At 69.9% G+C, this 15,295-nt stretch carries 17 protein-coding genes; 12 read left to right on the forward strand and 5 right to left on the reverse strand.

Annotated features, from left to right (window positions below):
• The first annotated feature begins 338 nt into the window (after window positions 1-338).
• Window positions 339-722, forward strand: a complete 384-nt coding sequence (locus IU369_RS19260; protein ID WP_217924856.1) for a hypothetical protein — start codon at window positions 339-341, stop codon at window positions 720-722.
• 143 nt (window positions 723-865) lie between these two features.
• Here the strand turns inward: IU369_RS19260 and IU369_RS19265 are convergent, their stop codons facing one another.
• Window positions 866-1,870 carry a metallophosphoesterase gene (locus IU369_RS19265; protein WP_217924857.1) on the reverse strand — a complete coding sequence of 335 codons (1,005 nt, stop codon included), beginning with the start codon at window positions 1,868-1,870 and terminating at the stop codon, window positions 866-868.
• A 97-nt stretch (window positions 1,871-1,967) separates the two neighbouring features.
• Here IU369_RS19265 and IU369_RS23430 point away from each other — a divergent pair, with 97 nt between their 5' ends.
• Window positions 1,968-3,887: a YecA family protein gene (locus tag IU369_RS23430; RefSeq protein WP_246551644.1), complete on the forward strand. Its 1,920-nt coding sequence runs from the start codon at window positions 1,968-1,970 to the stop codon at window positions 3,885-3,887.
• 13 nt (window positions 3,888-3,900) lie between these two features.
• Here the strand turns inward: IU369_RS23430 and IU369_RS19275 are convergent, their stop codons facing one another.
• Entirely contained in the window at window positions 3,901-4,281 is a 381-nt protein-coding gene (locus tag IU369_RS19275) for a hypothetical protein (RefSeq protein ID WP_217924858.1), read from the reverse strand.
• Between the two features lie 212 nt (window positions 4,282-4,493).
• Here IU369_RS19275 and IU369_RS19280 point away from each other — a divergent pair, with 212 nt between their 5' ends.
• The 3 genes from IU369_RS19280 (at window position 4,494) to IU369_RS19290 (ending at window position 6,319) form a co-directional block, all read left to right on the forward strand.
• Window positions 4,494-4,844: a hypothetical protein gene (locus IU369_RS19280; RefSeq protein ID WP_217924859.1), complete on the forward strand. Its 351-nt coding sequence runs from the start codon at window positions 4,494-4,496 to the stop codon at window positions 4,842-4,844.
• 73 nt (window positions 4,845-4,917) lie between these two features.
• Window positions 4,918-5,652, forward strand: a complete 735-nt coding sequence (locus tag IU369_RS19285) for a hypothetical protein (protein ID WP_217924860.1) — start codon at window positions 4,918-4,920, stop codon at window positions 5,650-5,652.
• Between the two features lie 76 nt (window positions 5,653-5,728).
• Entirely contained in the window at window positions 5,729-6,319 is a 591-nt protein-coding gene (locus IU369_RS19290; RefSeq protein WP_217924861.1) for a DUF262 domain-containing protein, read from the forward strand.
• A 53-nt stretch (window positions 6,320-6,372) separates the two neighbouring features.
• On the opposite strand, the gene IU369_RS19295 is transcribed toward IU369_RS19290, so the two are convergent.
• A complete protein-coding gene (locus tag IU369_RS19295; RefSeq protein WP_217924862.1) occupies window positions 6,373-7,221 on the reverse strand; it encodes an AAA family ATPase in 849 nt (282 codons plus the stop codon).
• Window positions 7,222-7,466: 245 nt separating this feature from the next.
• A complete protein-coding gene (locus IU369_RS19300) occupies window positions 7,467-7,715 on the reverse strand; it encodes an excalibur calcium-binding domain-containing protein (RefSeq protein ID WP_217924863.1) in 249 nt (82 codons plus the stop codon).
• Between the two features lie 551 nt (window positions 7,716-8,266).
• On the opposite strand from IU369_RS19300, the gene IU369_RS19305 reads away from it, so the two are divergent.
• From IU369_RS19305 to IU369_RS19335, 7 genes are all read left to right on the forward strand, one after another.
• Window positions 8,267-8,605: a hypothetical protein gene (locus IU369_RS19305; RefSeq protein ID WP_217924864.1), complete on the forward strand. Its 339-nt coding sequence runs from the start codon at window positions 8,267-8,269 to the stop codon at window positions 8,603-8,605.
• A gap of 139 nt (window positions 8,606-8,744) precedes the next feature.
• Window positions 8,745-9,602: a hypothetical protein gene (locus IU369_RS19310; protein WP_217924865.1), complete on the forward strand. Its 858-nt coding sequence runs from the start codon at window positions 8,745-8,747 to the stop codon at window positions 9,600-9,602.
• A gap of 104 nt (window positions 9,603-9,706) precedes the next feature.
• The gene (locus tag IU369_RS19315) at window positions 9,707-10,138 is read left to right on the forward strand and encodes a pyrophosphohydrolase domain-containing protein (RefSeq protein ID WP_217924866.1); all 432 of its coding nucleotides are present in this window, start codon (window positions 9,707-9,709) and stop codon (window positions 10,136-10,138) included.
• A gap of 116 nt (window positions 10,139-10,254) precedes the next feature.
• On the forward strand, window positions 10,255-11,325 hold the full coding sequence (locus IU369_RS19320) for an AAA family ATPase (RefSeq protein WP_217924867.1): 1,071 nt from the start codon (window positions 10,255-10,257) through the stop codon (window positions 11,323-11,325).
• A 187-nt stretch (window positions 11,326-11,512) separates the two neighbouring features.
• On the forward strand, window positions 11,513-12,301 hold the full coding sequence (locus IU369_RS19325; protein ID WP_217924868.1) for a S1 RNA-binding domain-containing protein: 789 nt from the start codon (window positions 11,513-11,515) through the stop codon (window positions 12,299-12,301).
• 186 nt (window positions 12,302-12,487) lie between these two features.
• A complete protein-coding gene (locus tag IU369_RS19330; protein ID WP_217924869.1) occupies window positions 12,488-14,098 on the forward strand; it encodes a hypothetical protein in 1,611 nt (536 codons plus the stop codon).
• On the forward strand, window positions 14,095-14,310 hold the full coding sequence (locus IU369_RS19335; RefSeq protein WP_217924870.1) for a hypothetical protein: 216 nt from the start codon (window positions 14,095-14,097) through the stop codon (window positions 14,308-14,310). Before IU369_RS19330 ends, IU369_RS19335 begins: the two co-directional genes overlap by 4 nt.
• Window positions 14,311-14,370: 60 nt before the next feature.
• Here IU369_RS19335 and IU369_RS19340 read toward each other — a convergent pair whose 3' ends face one another.
• Window positions 14,371-15,015 (reverse strand): hypothetical protein, encoded by a 645-nt coding sequence (locus IU369_RS19340; RefSeq protein WP_217924871.1) that lies wholly within the window; start codon window positions 15,013-15,015, stop codon window positions 14,371-14,373.
• Window positions 15,016-15,295 lie beyond the last annotated feature (280 nt).

Here is a 15,295-nt window from a genome sequence, read left to right on the forward strand (position 1 = left end):
CCTGGGATGAGAAGGGGCTTGTGGTCTGGGTTGCGGTGGTGAGGGAGTCAGCTGACCCCTGGGAGCTCGTCTTCGAGGACTCCACGGGCCGCGACAACGGTCGGATGAGTGGCTCGCCGGTTCCTGGTCGAGCCCTGAACTGGCGCCAGCGGCTCCTCAGTCGCCTCCCGCGCCGCAGGGCGCGAGCAATCTCCTTGAAGCTGCCCGGAGACTCCTAGGCGAGGGTCTTCGGTCGGGAGACCCGGCTCTTGACCGGCGCGGGTGTATCCGCGACGGTTCGCGACGAGCGATGACCACTCGCGAAGGAGGACCTCATCCGCGCGCTCCTGACCTTGGCAGTGCTCCTCCTGTCGGCCACCTCGGCCCTCGCCATCCCGGTGCAGCGGGTCACCGTGACGTCGGAGCCGAAGCTCCGGGTGGCTGTCAGCACGGTGCTGCTGTCTCCCGCCGCGGCGGATGAATGCCTCATCGCCTACCAGATCCAGATCAGGTCAGGCGACGGTAACGACTTCATCTACAAGTCAGCTCGAGGCAAGGCCCGTGCCTGCCCGGGTCCTGGGCGCACTGGAGTCGAGAGAGTGAAGGTCACGCGGCGCTTCTACATGGGCAACGTCGAGCCGCAGGGGCGCTACCGGATCTGCGTCACCGCTCGCCAGCGCGTGGCCGGGCGGATCTCCTCCGATCAGGTCTGCCGCCTGCGCGAGATACGCCGCACCTTCTGAGGGCGTAGCTCGCCTACGCGCCATCGTTCTGGTGGTGGATCCCCGGCGGGATGGCGGAGGTTCGCCTTGCCGAGGGGCGGGGGCCGGTGCGGTCGGCCGCGACTCCTTGGGTCTCGGCCGTGGCCTCATCCTCGGTCAGGCTTCTAGCCGAGCAGTTCCAGGTCATCCGGCTCAGGGCAGGCAGCCGCCTTCTCGAGCTCGTCCCGGGACCAGCCTCGAGGAACCCAGCTGGACCCGACCCTGATCCGCCCGTCCGGGGTGATCACGGCGACGCCGAGCCGGGCTCCGGCGGTGTCGATCAGGGTGAAGCGGCCCAGGTAGTCGCTCTCACAGGATCCCCGCGGGCTGTGCCCGACAATCTGGCGGTAGGAGCGTGGCCCGTTGTCGAGCAGGTTGCGCCAGTCGAGCCAGAGCACCCCGCCGAGCTCGATCCCGCCGCGGCAGCCGTCGACTCCGAAGAGCGCCGCGCTCGTCCTCGAACGGGAGCCGAGGAACTCGTGCCAGAGCGACTCGATCGCCTTCGAGGCGGCGCGCGGGTCCGTGTGGCCGAACAGCCGGCGGTGCACGCCGGCGTGGCTGATGAGGATGTCGCCGACCACGAACGAGGCCGCGAGGCTTCCCTGCCAGGCGAGCCGGTCGAGGCCACGGCCGAGCTCGGGGATCATGTGGGGGGCCGGCAGCCCGGTGAAGGTCCCCCCGCCCATGATCGCCGCCTCGTGGTTGCCGGCGACGACGAGATCGAAGAGGCAGGCCATCTCGAGGCAGGCGCGGTCGCCCTCCCCGCCGCGGCCGTCCAGCAGGTCGCCGATCTGGACCAGGGTAACGCCACCTCCGACGCGGTTCCCCTCCCTCATCAGTCCCAGCGCACCCAGGGTGTCGGCGAGGAGCTGAGGCTGGCCGTGCACGTCGGAGATGACCACCGTCGATCCGTGCTCGCGCGCGATCACCTTCGCGAGCTCGTCGAGCCGGTAGTGCGCGGGCCTGATCGTGTCCGGCGTCTGCCCGCGCTCGAGCACGGCGAAGCGCAGCTCCTCCTCGCGATCCTCCGGCGTCCAGCGGCGCGAGGCGCCCGGTGCGGTGCGGCCGCTGTCCAGGATCAGCTGCGTGGCGGCTGAGACGGCCCTCGTGCTCTTCGGCGCGCTTGCCATTCCTCGAGCGTAGGGTGCCCGGCGCGGCTGAGGCGATCGGTCTCGCTCTGGGCACTCCGACGTACCCATCGGCACCGCTGTGAGTCAGTGTGAGCGGATGCCGATTGCACCAACGATCCAGCAGACCTTCCTCGAGTTCATCATCCGTGCCGAGCCTCAGGGGCGGCCGCCGATGGCCGGGGTGATGCTTGCGCCGCCGCAGAGTGTCGGTCTGCGGGTTCTCGATGAGGTCGTGAGCGGTCAGCTCCCGGATGCGATGGCACGCCACATCGCCGGGGTCCCGGCCCGGTTCGAGCTCTACCTGGCGCCTGATGAGTCCGCCCTCGAGGTGCTCTGCGTCTCGGGTCTCGTCGATCAACCCGGCTCTTCGTCGTCAGCCACCTGGTCGCTGGTCAGCCCCCCGGGAACCTCGGAGGACCTGCGCCGTCACCTGATCAGCGGCGAACCGGTCCCGGACTCGTGGCGCCGGCAGATCAACGTCGACTCCGAGGACGACCTCCAGACCCAGTGGGGGAGGGTCCTGTCGGTCCGCGATCGCCTGCGCCTGCTGCTCAGTGAGCTCTCCGGGGAGGAGGGGCTCGCCTTCCGGAGCGCCTGGGCGAGCCCGGGGCAGCTGATCGTCGCGGCGTCCCTCGGGGGCCCGGCGATCAGTGAGTCCGTCGCGGCCATGTTGGCTGGAGCGGAGCCGAGCGCCTCCTTCGTCGACGCGCTCGCGGCCCAGATGCCCTCACCCGAGGTCCTCGGACCGATGCCGATCCGCGCGAGCGCGCTCTCCTACGAGGGGCCCGAGGGATGGGAGGACTGGGCCGGCCCGTTCGCCGACGGGATCCGCGACGGCGACTACTTCATCTGCCACCTGATCGACTCGCGCCGCCTCGCTGACCTGCTCGAGCAGGCGATCGCCCGCTTCGGGCTGGAGCGCACCGACGCGGGTGAGCCCTTCCCGTCAGCGGAGCCGTCGGTCGGGCCGGAGGACCTGCTCGGCTACCAGCACTGGCTGCTCGGTGCCCCCGGCGTGCCGTTCACCGTCTCACTCGGGGAGTTCGTGGACGAGGCGGCAGGACGCGGGATGACGATCGCCGAAGCCGTCTCGCTCGTGGTCGGGCGAGGAGCCACCCACGCCGCCTTGACGAGGGAGATCAGCGATGCCTTCAGCGCCGAGACCGGACACCCAGCCACGGCGGTCAGCCCGGAGGCCCTGGTCCTCGGAGGCTCGGAGCGTCAGCTGGTCGCGAACGTCGCCTCGCTGCTGCGAAGGCTCTCTCCAGAGGAGGTGGTCGCCCACCTGGTCCGCTCCCACCGCGAATCGCTCACCGGCCCCGGTCTCGGTGCCTTCGGACTGGAAGGGCGCTGGTTCATGACCCACCTGCGCCGCCGCGAGTGGAGGGAATCAGAGCTGCCGATCCTCGACTGCGCGCGGGTCGAGCCGGTCGCCGACTCGACGGGGGCCGAGGGTGTCTTCGAGCTGATCGGTGCCCTGGAGGACGAGCACAGCGTCGGCTGGCTCTCGGAGACCATGCTCGAGCGGATCCGGAACATCCAGCCCGGCTACGACCTCGACGCAGCACTCGAGGATGGCCTGGAGCGGATGACCTTCTCCGGGCGCAGCATCGGCTTCGGCGGCACAGACCGCCCCCTGTCCGCGGTGATCCACAGCTCGAACATCCCGAGCGCCCTCGCCCATCCGAGCCTGCGGCGCGGCTTGGTCCTGCGGCTACGACACGACTATGCGCTGCGGCCGCCCCTGCTTGTGATCGCCTACAGCTCCGAGGTGATGATCGTGAGCGCGAACCTCGATCCTGACCGATCACTGGTCGATCGCGGTCTCGATCTGCTCCGGGCAGAGGGCATGAGGGATCAGGGTTCGCGCCTCGGGGCCCTCTGGCTGATCGAGGACGAGGCCGGCGAGCCACAGGGGGCGTTCGATCTCCTGCCGATGAACCCCATCGTGGTCGGACGCAACGACGCCTGCCCCTGCGGGTCGGGCCTCAAGTCAAAGCGGTGCTGCCGACCCTGACCGTGGTGTGAGGCTACTGCTCGACGGTCGTCATGGCCACGCCGTCGAAGTGGTGGATCCACTCCGAGCCATCCTCGGCGCTGGAGCTCACCGCCCCGCCGGCGAGGATGAAGGGGGAGAGGGCCTGGAGCAGGGCCCGCTGGTCCAGGGAGCCCGCCGCGCGGTGCTCACCTCCCATGGGCTCGCCCACGAACTCGAGCCAGGAGATGGATCCGTCCTCCTCCACCCCGACCATGAAGCCTGCTCGTGTCAGGAGCCCGACCAGGTCCCCCGATGCCTGCAGCTGGCCCGGGTGGGTCGCGCTGTCGGCGGTGATGACCGCGGGTGAGGTGAGGGCGACGAGGGAGTGCGGGTGGTCGGCGCCGTCCCCGCCGAGGTAGCCCTGCCCGTTCACTGACCATCCCATAGCCCTACTCCTGACGTCGGTATCCACCTCAAGCTACGGCGCATACCTCGCGGCGCCTCGGGAGTGCCATGGGGCCGCCCGTCGGCCATCAGGCCGGGAAGCGTCGGCCTCTCGGGAAGGTAGTAGTTGTGAGAGATCCGGCCGCCACCGAGCCCGGCCTCCATGCTCAATCAGGAAGAGCGCCCGTTTCCTCCACCTCCATGGCCCAGCTACGTGACAAGCGGATCGTCCGGTGCGCCCTCGCGGCGGTCGGCAGCGCCGCGCTCCTCGTTGCGTTCCTCGAGCTGCTGACGGTCTTCCCGACGAGGGTGAACGTCGTCCTCTTCGGGCTCGCGCTGATCGTCTTCTTCCTCGGGTATCTGCGATCCCCATACTTCTCGCGACGACAGACCGGCGGAGAGCCGTGCCCGGCGTGTGGTGGCCTCGGCTACCCGTGGCCGCCCATCCCTTCTACATGCACCGCGGCCGCTGTGGTCGCTGCGGTGGGCGAGGGCGTGTCCCCGCCTGAGGTGCGAACCGTCCCGGTGTCATCCGTCCCCCCGGCGCTCTAGGCTCCGTTCGCCTGGGCAGGCGGGACTCTCCGCATCGCTGCCCTTCCTCTGACAGACGCCGTGGGAGTGAGCGATGAAGACCAGGACCTTGGCACTCGGTGCCCTCGCGGCCGGCGTCATCCTCAGCGCGCCCGCCGGGGCGGGCGCGCTCAACGCGAACGTCGTCGACAGCGTCACGGTCACGCTGGTCGGTCCGCCGCGGCCCTACACCGAGGTGATCACCCCGGGGTCAACGACGGTCAACCGGGTGGAGATCCAGCTCACGATCACCTGCCGATCGATCGATTTCACGACCTGGCTCGATGCCGACCGCGACGACAACATCTACATCACGGGTCTCGGCGGCTCGAGCAACCTTCGGTCATGGCTCGGCGGGTGCGGGGACCTCGATCGTCCCCTGGGTGAGGTCTGGACCGCGGTGAGCCCGGTCTACGCGAAGGCGTTCTCGGCGAGGATCGACCAGACGCCGATTCGCTTCGAGACGATCGGCGTCGAGGTCGCCGGCTACTCGGCGAAGATGAGCCTGGCCGTCGAGCGGCTGCGCGCCACACGCAAGTCGGTGATCAGGCAGGTCCGGCAGCGGTACAACGTGCGGATCTGGTCCGACACGAACTTCGACCGCTACGTGAACATCTGCATCAACGAGGGCAAGCGCACCTACTCCTCCGGCGGTCGGCTCTACTGCAACGTCACCCTCACCAGGACGGTCCCCCGCCGGTTCCGGGTCGTGACGAAGGCGACCGTGCGCTGGGTCGCCACGGGCGCCGACTCCTTCAACGGCGCCATCGTCGCCCCGCCCCCGCTCTAGGGGAGCGAGCCGACGCCCGACCCCTGGGGCCTTCGGAAGACGAAGCCGGCGCGGGATCGCGTTGTATCGTCGGGGCATGAGTCGAGGACGCTCCACCAGCCGCCCATCCAACGCGCTCGCCCCCGCGCGCGGGGCAGAACAGGGCCCGATCACCCGCCTGAGCTTCGACGCGCAGGTGAAGTCGATCTCGGCCTTCGCCTACTGGGCCGAGGACGGGGAGCTGGACCTGACCCCGCCCTACCAGCGCGGCAGCGTCTGGCCCGAGGAGGCCCGCGTCGCTCTGGTCCACAGCGTCCTTCAGGGCGTGCCTCTCGGCTCGGTGTTCCTCAACGCGCGCGGCGAGCACGACCCGGTCCTCCACGTGGTCGACGGCAAGCAGCGACTCGAGGCCCTGACCGACTTCCTCGCCGGCCGGCTCCGCTTCCCCGCCGCCTGGATCGCTCCCGAGGATCTCGCCGGCACCGCTGACGCGGATGGGCTGGTCTGCTTCTCCGATCTCACCCGCCCGGCTCAGCTCGTCCTGAAGCGGGGCGCGACGGTCTCGGTCTACATGACCAAGCTGTCCTCCGAGGAGGAGGAGCGCGAGCTCTTCGAGCGGATCAACTGGAGCGGAGTCCCGATGGAGGACTCGATGCGCCCCTCATCCCAGGCGGACCCGGGCTCCTGATCCCGGGGCCCGCGTTGCCCTGCCGGAGTTGACCCCGGACGTCCCGCTCTCCCTCAGCCGAAGCGCAGACCCTCGAGGGTGTCGGCATAGGGGCGGTCCATCACCGAGATCGATCGGTATCCCTGGCGCATGAGCTCGGCGCCGACACCTCGGGATGGTCCGTCCGGGTCGAGAAGATCCTGCCGTAGACCCTCCCAGTCGGCGATGTAGCCATCGAGGATCTCCCCCGGGATCTGCCGCGCTCTCCGGGACTGCCCTTCATCGCAGAGCTGGCGGTCCCCGTCGAGGTAGATGACGTGTGCCGCGCGCCCGTTGGAGATCGCCGCCCGGACGTAGGCTCTGAGCATCGTCAGCTTCAGCGCGGGGGCTGTGAGGACCGTCGCCCGCCCCTCCTCCATCGCCACATCCAGCTGATCCAGCAGCTCACCCATCAGGAGGGCGCCGTCCACCTCCTGTACGTCAGGGCCGACCAGCTCGTCGCGGAGGCGATCAGGGCAGAGGACCCGAGCGCCGCCGAGGTCGAGGCGCTCGGCCAGGTGGGTCTTACCGACGCCGGGCGGACCGCCGATGATCAGAAGGGCCCCGGCCTCGAGGTGGATCCGCCGGACGGGATCCCGGAAGGCGCTCGCCCCGCGCTCGGGCGCGGTCTGGCGCTCCGCCGCGCGGGAGAGCTCGAGGATCCCGTAGGGGCGCAGGGACCCCGACGAGCGATCAAGAGCAGCCGCAGGCGCGGCCGGGGGGCGACGATCGAGATCTTCGAGACCCCGGGCGTTCTCGGCTGTGGACGAGCGCGCCCACTCCAGGGCGTCGCGGACCCCCTCATCCTGTCCGCCCCAATGGGCATCGAGGCCTCGCACGCGCTCGAACTCGATACGGAGCTCCGCCGGGCCGAGGACGGCCATCCGACGTGTCAGCGCAGTGCGGCGAGGTCCCGGGGTGTTCGCCGGGCGTGCGTGTCCGATCGGCGCCCCATCACCCGCTCCTCGTCCGCGCCCCATGTGTCCATGATGCGACCTCCCGCGGGAGCCGGCGTCACTTCACGCGCGCCGTCCGTTGCTCCTTTGACACCGAACGGTGGCACTCGGAGGGATGACACCGAACGGTGGCACGGGAGCGGACTCACCAGCGAGCGGCGCCGGCGCAGAGGTCAGGCCGAATCCCTGCGGTTGCGGTACAGGACGAATCCTCCGGCTCCGGCGCCGCAGAGCCCGAGGATGCCGAGCCAGGAGTACTTGTGCCCGTCGGTTTCGCATCCCACTCCGTCGCCATCGCGGTCGAGGCCGTGGGGGTCGCCGGGGGTGACGTTGACGCGATGGCCGATGTCCGCGCAGTTGAGATCGAAGCCGGTGCTCGGGGCGTCCGGGACGTAGTTGAACCCGAAGCCGGCGAGGAGCACGCCGACGATGCAGAGGGCGATCCACTGGCCGCGGGCAGAGGAGGCCGTCCTCGAGGCGGTGGGCAGGGGCCGCGGCTCAGGCGCTGACGGCCGGGTGCGTGGGGTCGGAGGCCGGGGTGCGATGCCCGGGTCTGGCGCCGCCGCGGGGCGGGAGGTCGAAGCGGGCCTCGAGGTGCCGTCGGCCGCCGCGAGGGCGTCGCGTATCCAACGGGCTGCCGCTGGAGTCATCTCGTTCCAGGCACTGCGGTCGGGGTCCCATGTCTCCAGGTCGTTCTGGCGGACCGCCAAACGCACGAGCCGGAAGCGGACGTGGACCCTGTCCCCGTCGAAGCCCTCGACGTAGCCGACCTTTCCCGCGGGGATGACCCCCTTCGAGCCTGAGAGGTCTCGGCGTAAGCGCACCATCGTCGAGCCGATCATCGCTGCCATCACCCCCGGCGTGCCGGCGTCGACCGCGTCATGGCCGACGATAAAGTGTCGAGCGGTCGCGGAAACCTAACCATCGGTCGAGGAGTCGCACCCAGGGCCGAACAGGGGAGAGGGGCGTCGGCATGGGGATCTTCGGCAAGGCCAGGAACCGGATTCAGCTGGTCCAGTCGCTCGAGCGGGCGGCGCAGACAGTCGAGTACTCCAGAGCCGTCGAGGCCCTCGACAACGAAGAGCTCCTGTGGGCCACCTACCTCTTCCACCGCTTCAAGCACCGCGGCGCGGAGTATGAGGGCGCCACCGAGGTCGAGCGCCGCAAGCGCGACCCGTCGCTGATGGATGACCTCCAGGACCTCAACGAGGAGTACCAGGCGCTGCGACTCTCGGACTGGCAGGCCTTGGAGGGCCCCTTGTCGGCGAGGATCCTCGCCAAGCTCGACCCTGCGGCTGGACCGGCGGGGTAGGGGTGAGGGAGGCTCGCCTGCATGGGAGCCGGCGTTAGTCCCCGACGTCAACCGCGACCCCTGGACTGGGTCCGGTGGGCTCGGTCATGCTCACCCCGTTCTGCTGGCAGTTCAGGCACATCACGAGGAAGAGGCATCGATGAGCGCACGCCCCATCCGCCGAGTGGCCGCGGCAGCCTTCACCGGGCTTGTCGGCTTCGGTCTCATCCAGGCGACACCACTCTCGGGTCAGGGCACCGCCGCCAGCCCACCACCCTGCCCGCTCGCTGGTCGAGAGCTCGCCATCGAGGTGACCCCTGGCACTCTCACCCTGGCGAAGCTGCTCTCGACTGACCTCACAGCGTCGGTGTCGATCTGCCCTGGCGAGTACCTGAGTGCGAGGATCGTGACCCCGGATGTCCTCCTGGCCGGCGACGACCTCGATCCTCGTTTCGGTACCGATCTCGGTGCGACCACCAGCGACCAGCCGGCCACCCAGCAGGGACGAGGAGCGATCTCACTCAGGGCCAGTGGTAACGCCCGGCGCCAGATCGCGGGATACGACTCTGTGAGGGTGCAGCTGGTCGCGTTCACACTCAATGCGCCCGGTGCGGATGGGCCGGCGAGTTTCATCACGATGAATGCACTGTCGGCCCCGATCCCGTTCGTCGGCGGCCCTGCGCCACTCATCGCTCCCGGCCTCCGAGTCTCCGGCACTGCGCGTTTGCCGATCCTCAACGTCACCTCGTTCGTTCCGCCAGGTCTGATAGATCGCCGCGCCGTGGTCGAGCGTCGCGTCGGAGGGCGCTATGTCCTGGTGCGCACACGGCCGGTGAAGCCCTTCTTGAACGGGCGTTTCGGAATCGTGAGGTCTGGGATCCGCCTCGACCCCGAGCGGGCCGGCGGTCCGACGGGTGTGGCCGGGGCGCGTGCGGTGAGTGTCCGCGTGCGGATCCTCAGAGACGGTGCGCGTCAACCGGCGATCGGTGGCACACCAGCCACGGTGAGACTCCCCTAGCGACGTCGATCAGCCAGGCCGCCGCGTCACTCAGCCCGAGGGTCGAGCGACGCGGCGCTTGGAGGTTCACCTCCGCGCCATCCGGGGGAGGCCATACTCGCCCCATGACCACACCACCTCCCTCGAACAGCCGCCGCAGTCCACTGGATCTCGTCGCCGAGTTCCACGAGTCCCAGGACGTCACGGTGAACACGACGCCGACCTGGCCCTCCCAGAAGGACGTCGCCCTTCGCCTGCGGCTGATCGATGAGGAGGTGGAGGAGCTGCGCGAGGCGATCGCCGCCGGCGACATGGTCGCGGTGGCTGACGCGCTCGGGGACATCGCCTACGTGGTCTACGGGTCCGCGGTGACGTTCGGGATCGACCTCGACGCGGTCGTCGCCGAGATCCACTCCAGCAACATGTCCAAGCTCGGCGATGACGGCCGCCCCGTCCATGACGCCGGCGGCAAGGTCATGAAGCCCGCGACCTACCGGCCGCCGGACCTGGAGCGCGTGCTCGCCGAGCAGGCCCGGACGGCCGCCTCACAGGGCTGAGGGCGCCTGGCTCGGGCCGTCCGCGGCCGTCGACGTAGTGTGGAATCGAGATGACCTCCACCTCGATCACGACACTGCCGGCCCTTCCCTCGGTTCCGAGCGCGCCAGGATGGTCCGTGGACTGGGATGCGATCCTGCCCCGGCTCCCGTGGGTCGAGGAGATGCGTGCCTGTGAGCAGAACCCCGCCTGGCACGCCGAGGGGGATGTCCTCACCCACACGATGATGGTCGTCGAGGCGCTCGTTGCCGACCCGGCCTGGCGCGCCCTCGATGTGACCGAGCGCGGCGAGCTCTTCTGGGCGGCGGTCCTCCACGACATCGGTAAGCCCTCGCGCCAGCGCGCCGAGGCAGACGGAGATCTCTCCTCGCCCGGCCACGCCCGACGCGGCGAGGTGATGGCCCGTACGTTCCTGTGGCGGTGCGGTTGGGAGCCGGCGGCCCGTGAGCGGGTCTGCCACCTGGTGCGCCACCACATGGCCCCTCCCCGCTTCATCCTCAAGGACGACCCGAGCCGGGAGCTGATCGCGGTTGCCGCCGAGGTCCCCCTCGCGACCCTCGCCATCCTCTCCCGGGCCGACATCAACGGCCGGATCGCCCCGGACCTCGCGGAGTTCCACGAGCGTCTCGAGCTCGGCCTCGTGCTCGCGGCCGAGATCGGGTGCGACGCCGGCCCCTACCCCTTCAGCTCCGACCACGCCCGCGTCGAGTTCTTCCGCACCCCGGGCCGGGATCCCGGCTGGGAGGCCCACGACGACAGCTGGGCTCAGGCAACGGTCCTCTGCGGCCTCCCCGGGGCGGGAAAGGACCGCTGGGTCGCCGAGCATGCAAAGGGGCAGCAGATGGTCAGCCTCGATGACATCCGGGCTGAGCGCGCCTACCGCGGCAAGCCGAACGGTGTCATCGCCGCGGCGGCGCGCGAGCGGGCCCGCGAGCTCCTTCGAGCGCGCACGCCCTTCGTCTGGAACGCGACGAACCTCTCGCGCCAGCAGCGCGGCCGGCCGGTCGGTCTCTGCCTCGACTATCACGCGTCCGTGAGGATCGTCAGCGTCGAGGCCGGAGTCGCCCAGATCGTCGAGCGCAACGCAGCCCGCCCCGGCGGCGGTGTTCCTCTCGAGGTGATCGAGCGGATGCTCGCCCGCTGGGAGTTCCCGTCACCCACCGAGGCGCACCGGGTCGAGTTCGCCTGACCGGGGTGCATCGCTCGCGGGTGTGCGCAGGCCCATAGTCGCACCCACCGAAAAGTTGCCGCCTCGGAGAGTCATCTCACCCTGAGGTGTAGCCATCACGGGTCGCTCTGACAGGTACGGAGTCCACAGCAGTCGTGGTGCGGCGAGGATCGAGCGTCCGGCCGGCGCGCCCGACTAGCGTCGGCGCATGGATCCGATCACCCCGCCCCAGGGACATTCCGAGCGCCTCCTGCGCGCAGCCCAGAAGAGGGAAGCCCTCATCGTCACCGTCGAGAAGCAAGTCGAAGACGGGACTCTCGTGCGCACCGAAGACGGCGACGCGCTGCTGCTCCCGATCGCCCTGACCGACGATTCCACCCTCAACGACATCGCGATCCATCCCGAGAGCACGATCATGCTCCAGGTGCTGGTCGTCTCCGGCTCGGACGGGGACCTGGTCGCCTCTCAGACCGACCTCCTCGAGCAGCTTCGCCGGCGCGCGGAGGACGACGCCCTCGAAGGCATGGCCAAGGGCCAGGTCGTCGAGGCCCACATCACCGGTCTGGAGGACTTCGGAGCCGTCTGCCTCGTCGGCCTGGTGCCGGGGATGATCCACATCTCCGATCTCTCCTGGTTCCACGTGGACTCCCCGGCGGATGTCGTCAAGGTCGGCGACCGCGTCTCCGTCGTCATCCTGGATGTCGATCGGAACCGGCGGAGGATCAGCGTCGGCCTGAAGCAGGCGACCCCTGATCCGTGGGCGACGTTCACCTCGACCCACCGAGCGGGTGAGGTGATCGAGGGGCGTGTGGTGAAGGACGTCGGCTGCGGCCTCTTCATCGCCCTCGGAGGCGGGATCGAGGGGCTTCTGGCCTTCAACACCGCCGCGCCGGATGACCCCCGCCTCCGCGACGGATGGCAGGAGGGCTCAGTCCTCGAGGTCCGCCTTGCCGAGGTCGACCCGGATCGCCGGCGGATCGCGCTGCGCCTGCCCTGAGAGGGGTCCGCTGGCTGAGAACAGCGTCCTGATCAGACCCGGCGCCCGCCGTGGCGATCTCAGCTGCAGCCGCGCCGGGGCGTCTTAGCTTGAGGTGGAGCCCACCTCACCTTCGGAGCCTGCGATCACCCGAACAACGCGCCCCATCGCCCCCGCCTTGTCCCTCGTCTCAGAGGCATGGACGCTGTGAGCATCGCAACCTCACCTGAGGGATCCACGCGCGCGGTGCGTGCCGCGATCGCACAGGCCTCGTTCGAGGTGAGCGCGCGGATCGACAAGCAGCTGCGCCGCGCTCTGGACGACCTTCCCACTGAGCCGCCGCTCCCCGGAACTGCCGGGCGGCTCGGGAACGAGTCCGAGCTGCCCCGCGATCTGATCGCCATGTCCCTCTGGGCGATCGCGATAGACGATGACCGGACCGCCCACGAGCTCCTTGACCGCGCCGCGGATCACATCACCGCCCACCTGGACTGGCTCGGCACCCAGCCGCGCCTCATTTCCGGCAGCGACCGGGACGAGATGGCCAGCCTCGCCTCGTGGCTGCTCGCCAAGGTCCAGCGCATGCGGGCCGATCGCACGGCCCTCCACGCTGAGGCGAAGGAGCTCGAGGTCAGGGCGAAGGGCTTCGCCGAGGAGCAGCTGACATCCACGGCCGCAGCCCCGACCTTCGCAGAGGCGGCTCACGCCGGCGACCTCGCTCTCATGCGCGAGACGGCGCTGGTCATGGCCGAAGCGGTGTCGCCTGAGCGCCTCGCAGAGGTGGATGGCGTCTCGGACGAGCAGTGGGAGAGGTTCTCCCTGCAGATCAGGGCCCGGGGAGCCCGCGTCCCCGCGCACAGCGCCGCGTGGATTCGCGACCGCAACGACGCCCGGCTGCTCGATGACCTCCTCGCCTGCGATGAGCGGACGATCCAGCTGATGCGCCTGGACGACTACTCGGGCTTCGAGCGAGAGGTCATCGAAGCGCGTCTGGACTCCCGGCTCCCGACCCTGCACCACTTGGTGAGGAACCGCGTTTCTCCGGCCTCGGATGCCGAGATCGCCCGGTTCGTCGGCTCCGTGCGCCACTACCTCACCGTCGCTCAGGCGGCGGGTGCGGCGGAGGCCGGCCGGCTGCGCCTCGCTGTGCCCCAGCAGGAGCTGGAGCGCGTCGAGACCCTCGTGGCCGACGGTCAGGGCCGGATCACGCGACGCCTGATCGAGGCCTACCGGTATGGGCGTCGGACGCGCGCTGACCTCACCTACGAGCTCACGTCGAGCGCGATCGTCGACGGGGTGCCGGTGTCCGTCACCTTCGCCGTCCCTCTCGGGGCCACCCATCAACGCACCGCCGCATCCCGGTTGGTCCGCGCCCGCGCGACCGCGGAGCGGATGAACCTCCCCCAGCCGGACCCCGGGCTCTGGGGCGAGGAGGGCCTGGTAGAGGGGGACCCGGACGACTCCATCCCCGCGATCCCCGAGCTCGGCAGCATCGCCGACTTCTTCGGTCCCGAGCCGGTCTGCGACCACCCCCAGATGGTCTGGGTCGGCGTCGACCATCCCCGCCGCCATCTGCGCTGCGCGCAGTGCCAGCGGACCCTGGCCGAGGTGAAGAACTTCCAGGTTGGCGACACCATCCCCCTCCGTCAGCGCAACGCACGCCGCTTCCTCGGCCACGAGCAGTCCCTCGCGATCCTCCGCGGCGATGAGCCACCGACCCTGGAGGGCCTCCTCGCGGCCCCGACGGTCGATCCCGATGCGGTGGAGGCTTCCTGCGCGTCCTATCCTCAGGGCCCGAGCCAAGGACAGACCCCATGACCTCCACGACCGAGACGTCCCATCACCTGGTCCGCCATCGCGAGGGCACCTGCGTGTCCGCGGCCGGCGCGTTCGCTCCGGACGCCGACCACGTCCCGACGCTCTGCGACCACGTCGTGAACCTGCCCTTCGGATACCAGCGCGGCGTCCCCGACTGCCCCGAGTGCCGGACGCAGCTGGCCCGTGTCGATCGAGGCGCTACCCCGACCTGACGGGCCGCCACGGTAGAAGGCCTGATCGCCAGGTTGGACGATCCCGGGCCGCCCGTCGGGTCAGGCCCTTCCGAACGTCCAGCGAACCGACTGCCGGCCCTTGCTGCAGAGAACGCCCAGCTGGGAGCTCTGCCCCACCAGACGGCACCGGAAGCCCTCCGGCCGCGGCAGCGGATTGTCGCCGTCATCGGCGTTGAGCACCGCAAAGGCCACGCGACGCGCGACCGGGCAGGTCGTGCGGACGGCGAACACCCCGTTCCTCGAGCGCGCGTACACCGATCCGTCGGGGTTCCGGACGATCACGTTCGCGCAGCGCCGCTGGACCGGCTGCCGCGCGCGAGGGGGAGCGTTGTTCACCTCAGCGGTGATCCGCTGCGTCGCGGCATCTATGGATGTACCTCGGAAACACGCCGCCCCGCCGGCGCCTGTGCCGCAGCGCCAACCACGCACGAGGGTGACCCGACTCGGGCCTTCGCCTGAGGTCGTCCCGCGCCCCAGATACAGATCGGTGAACAGGCCCCGCGCCGTCTGGCAGGTCGCATTCCCGACTTCGACGGTTGCCTTGACCGTGTAGCGCCAGTCAGGGCCGGCGACCACGAAGGACGCACACGACCTCGCGGCCTGAGCTTCAGACGGAGCGACGACGACGCTCCCTGCAAGGGCGCAGCATGCGAATGCCGCGAGCATCAGGCGGTGCGACTTCATCTGATCACGCCTCCCCGCCCCGACAGCGGCGAAATGGGGGTCTGAGTGTTGTCCCGAGCTGTGGGGCCGCAACGGATAGAGCCGAAGCGCCGACATTATGAGTCCGTCCGCTCTGAGCCTGTCAAGCGAGGATCCGAGCGGCATCAATCCGAGGGCGCGAGTGCGGCTGACGCTACTGCGCAGGTAGGGGGCCGCTGAGTGAGTCGTGAGCGGCGGACCTTTCACACGGCCGTGACTGTCGCAAAGTAGGGTAGGCAGCCTCTGCAGCTGAACCTGATGA

Source organism: Miltoncostaea oceani (assembly GCF_018141545.1).
Lineage (GTDB): Bacteria > Actinomycetota > Thermoleophilia > Miltoncostaeales > Miltoncostaeaceae > Miltoncostaea > Miltoncostaea oceani.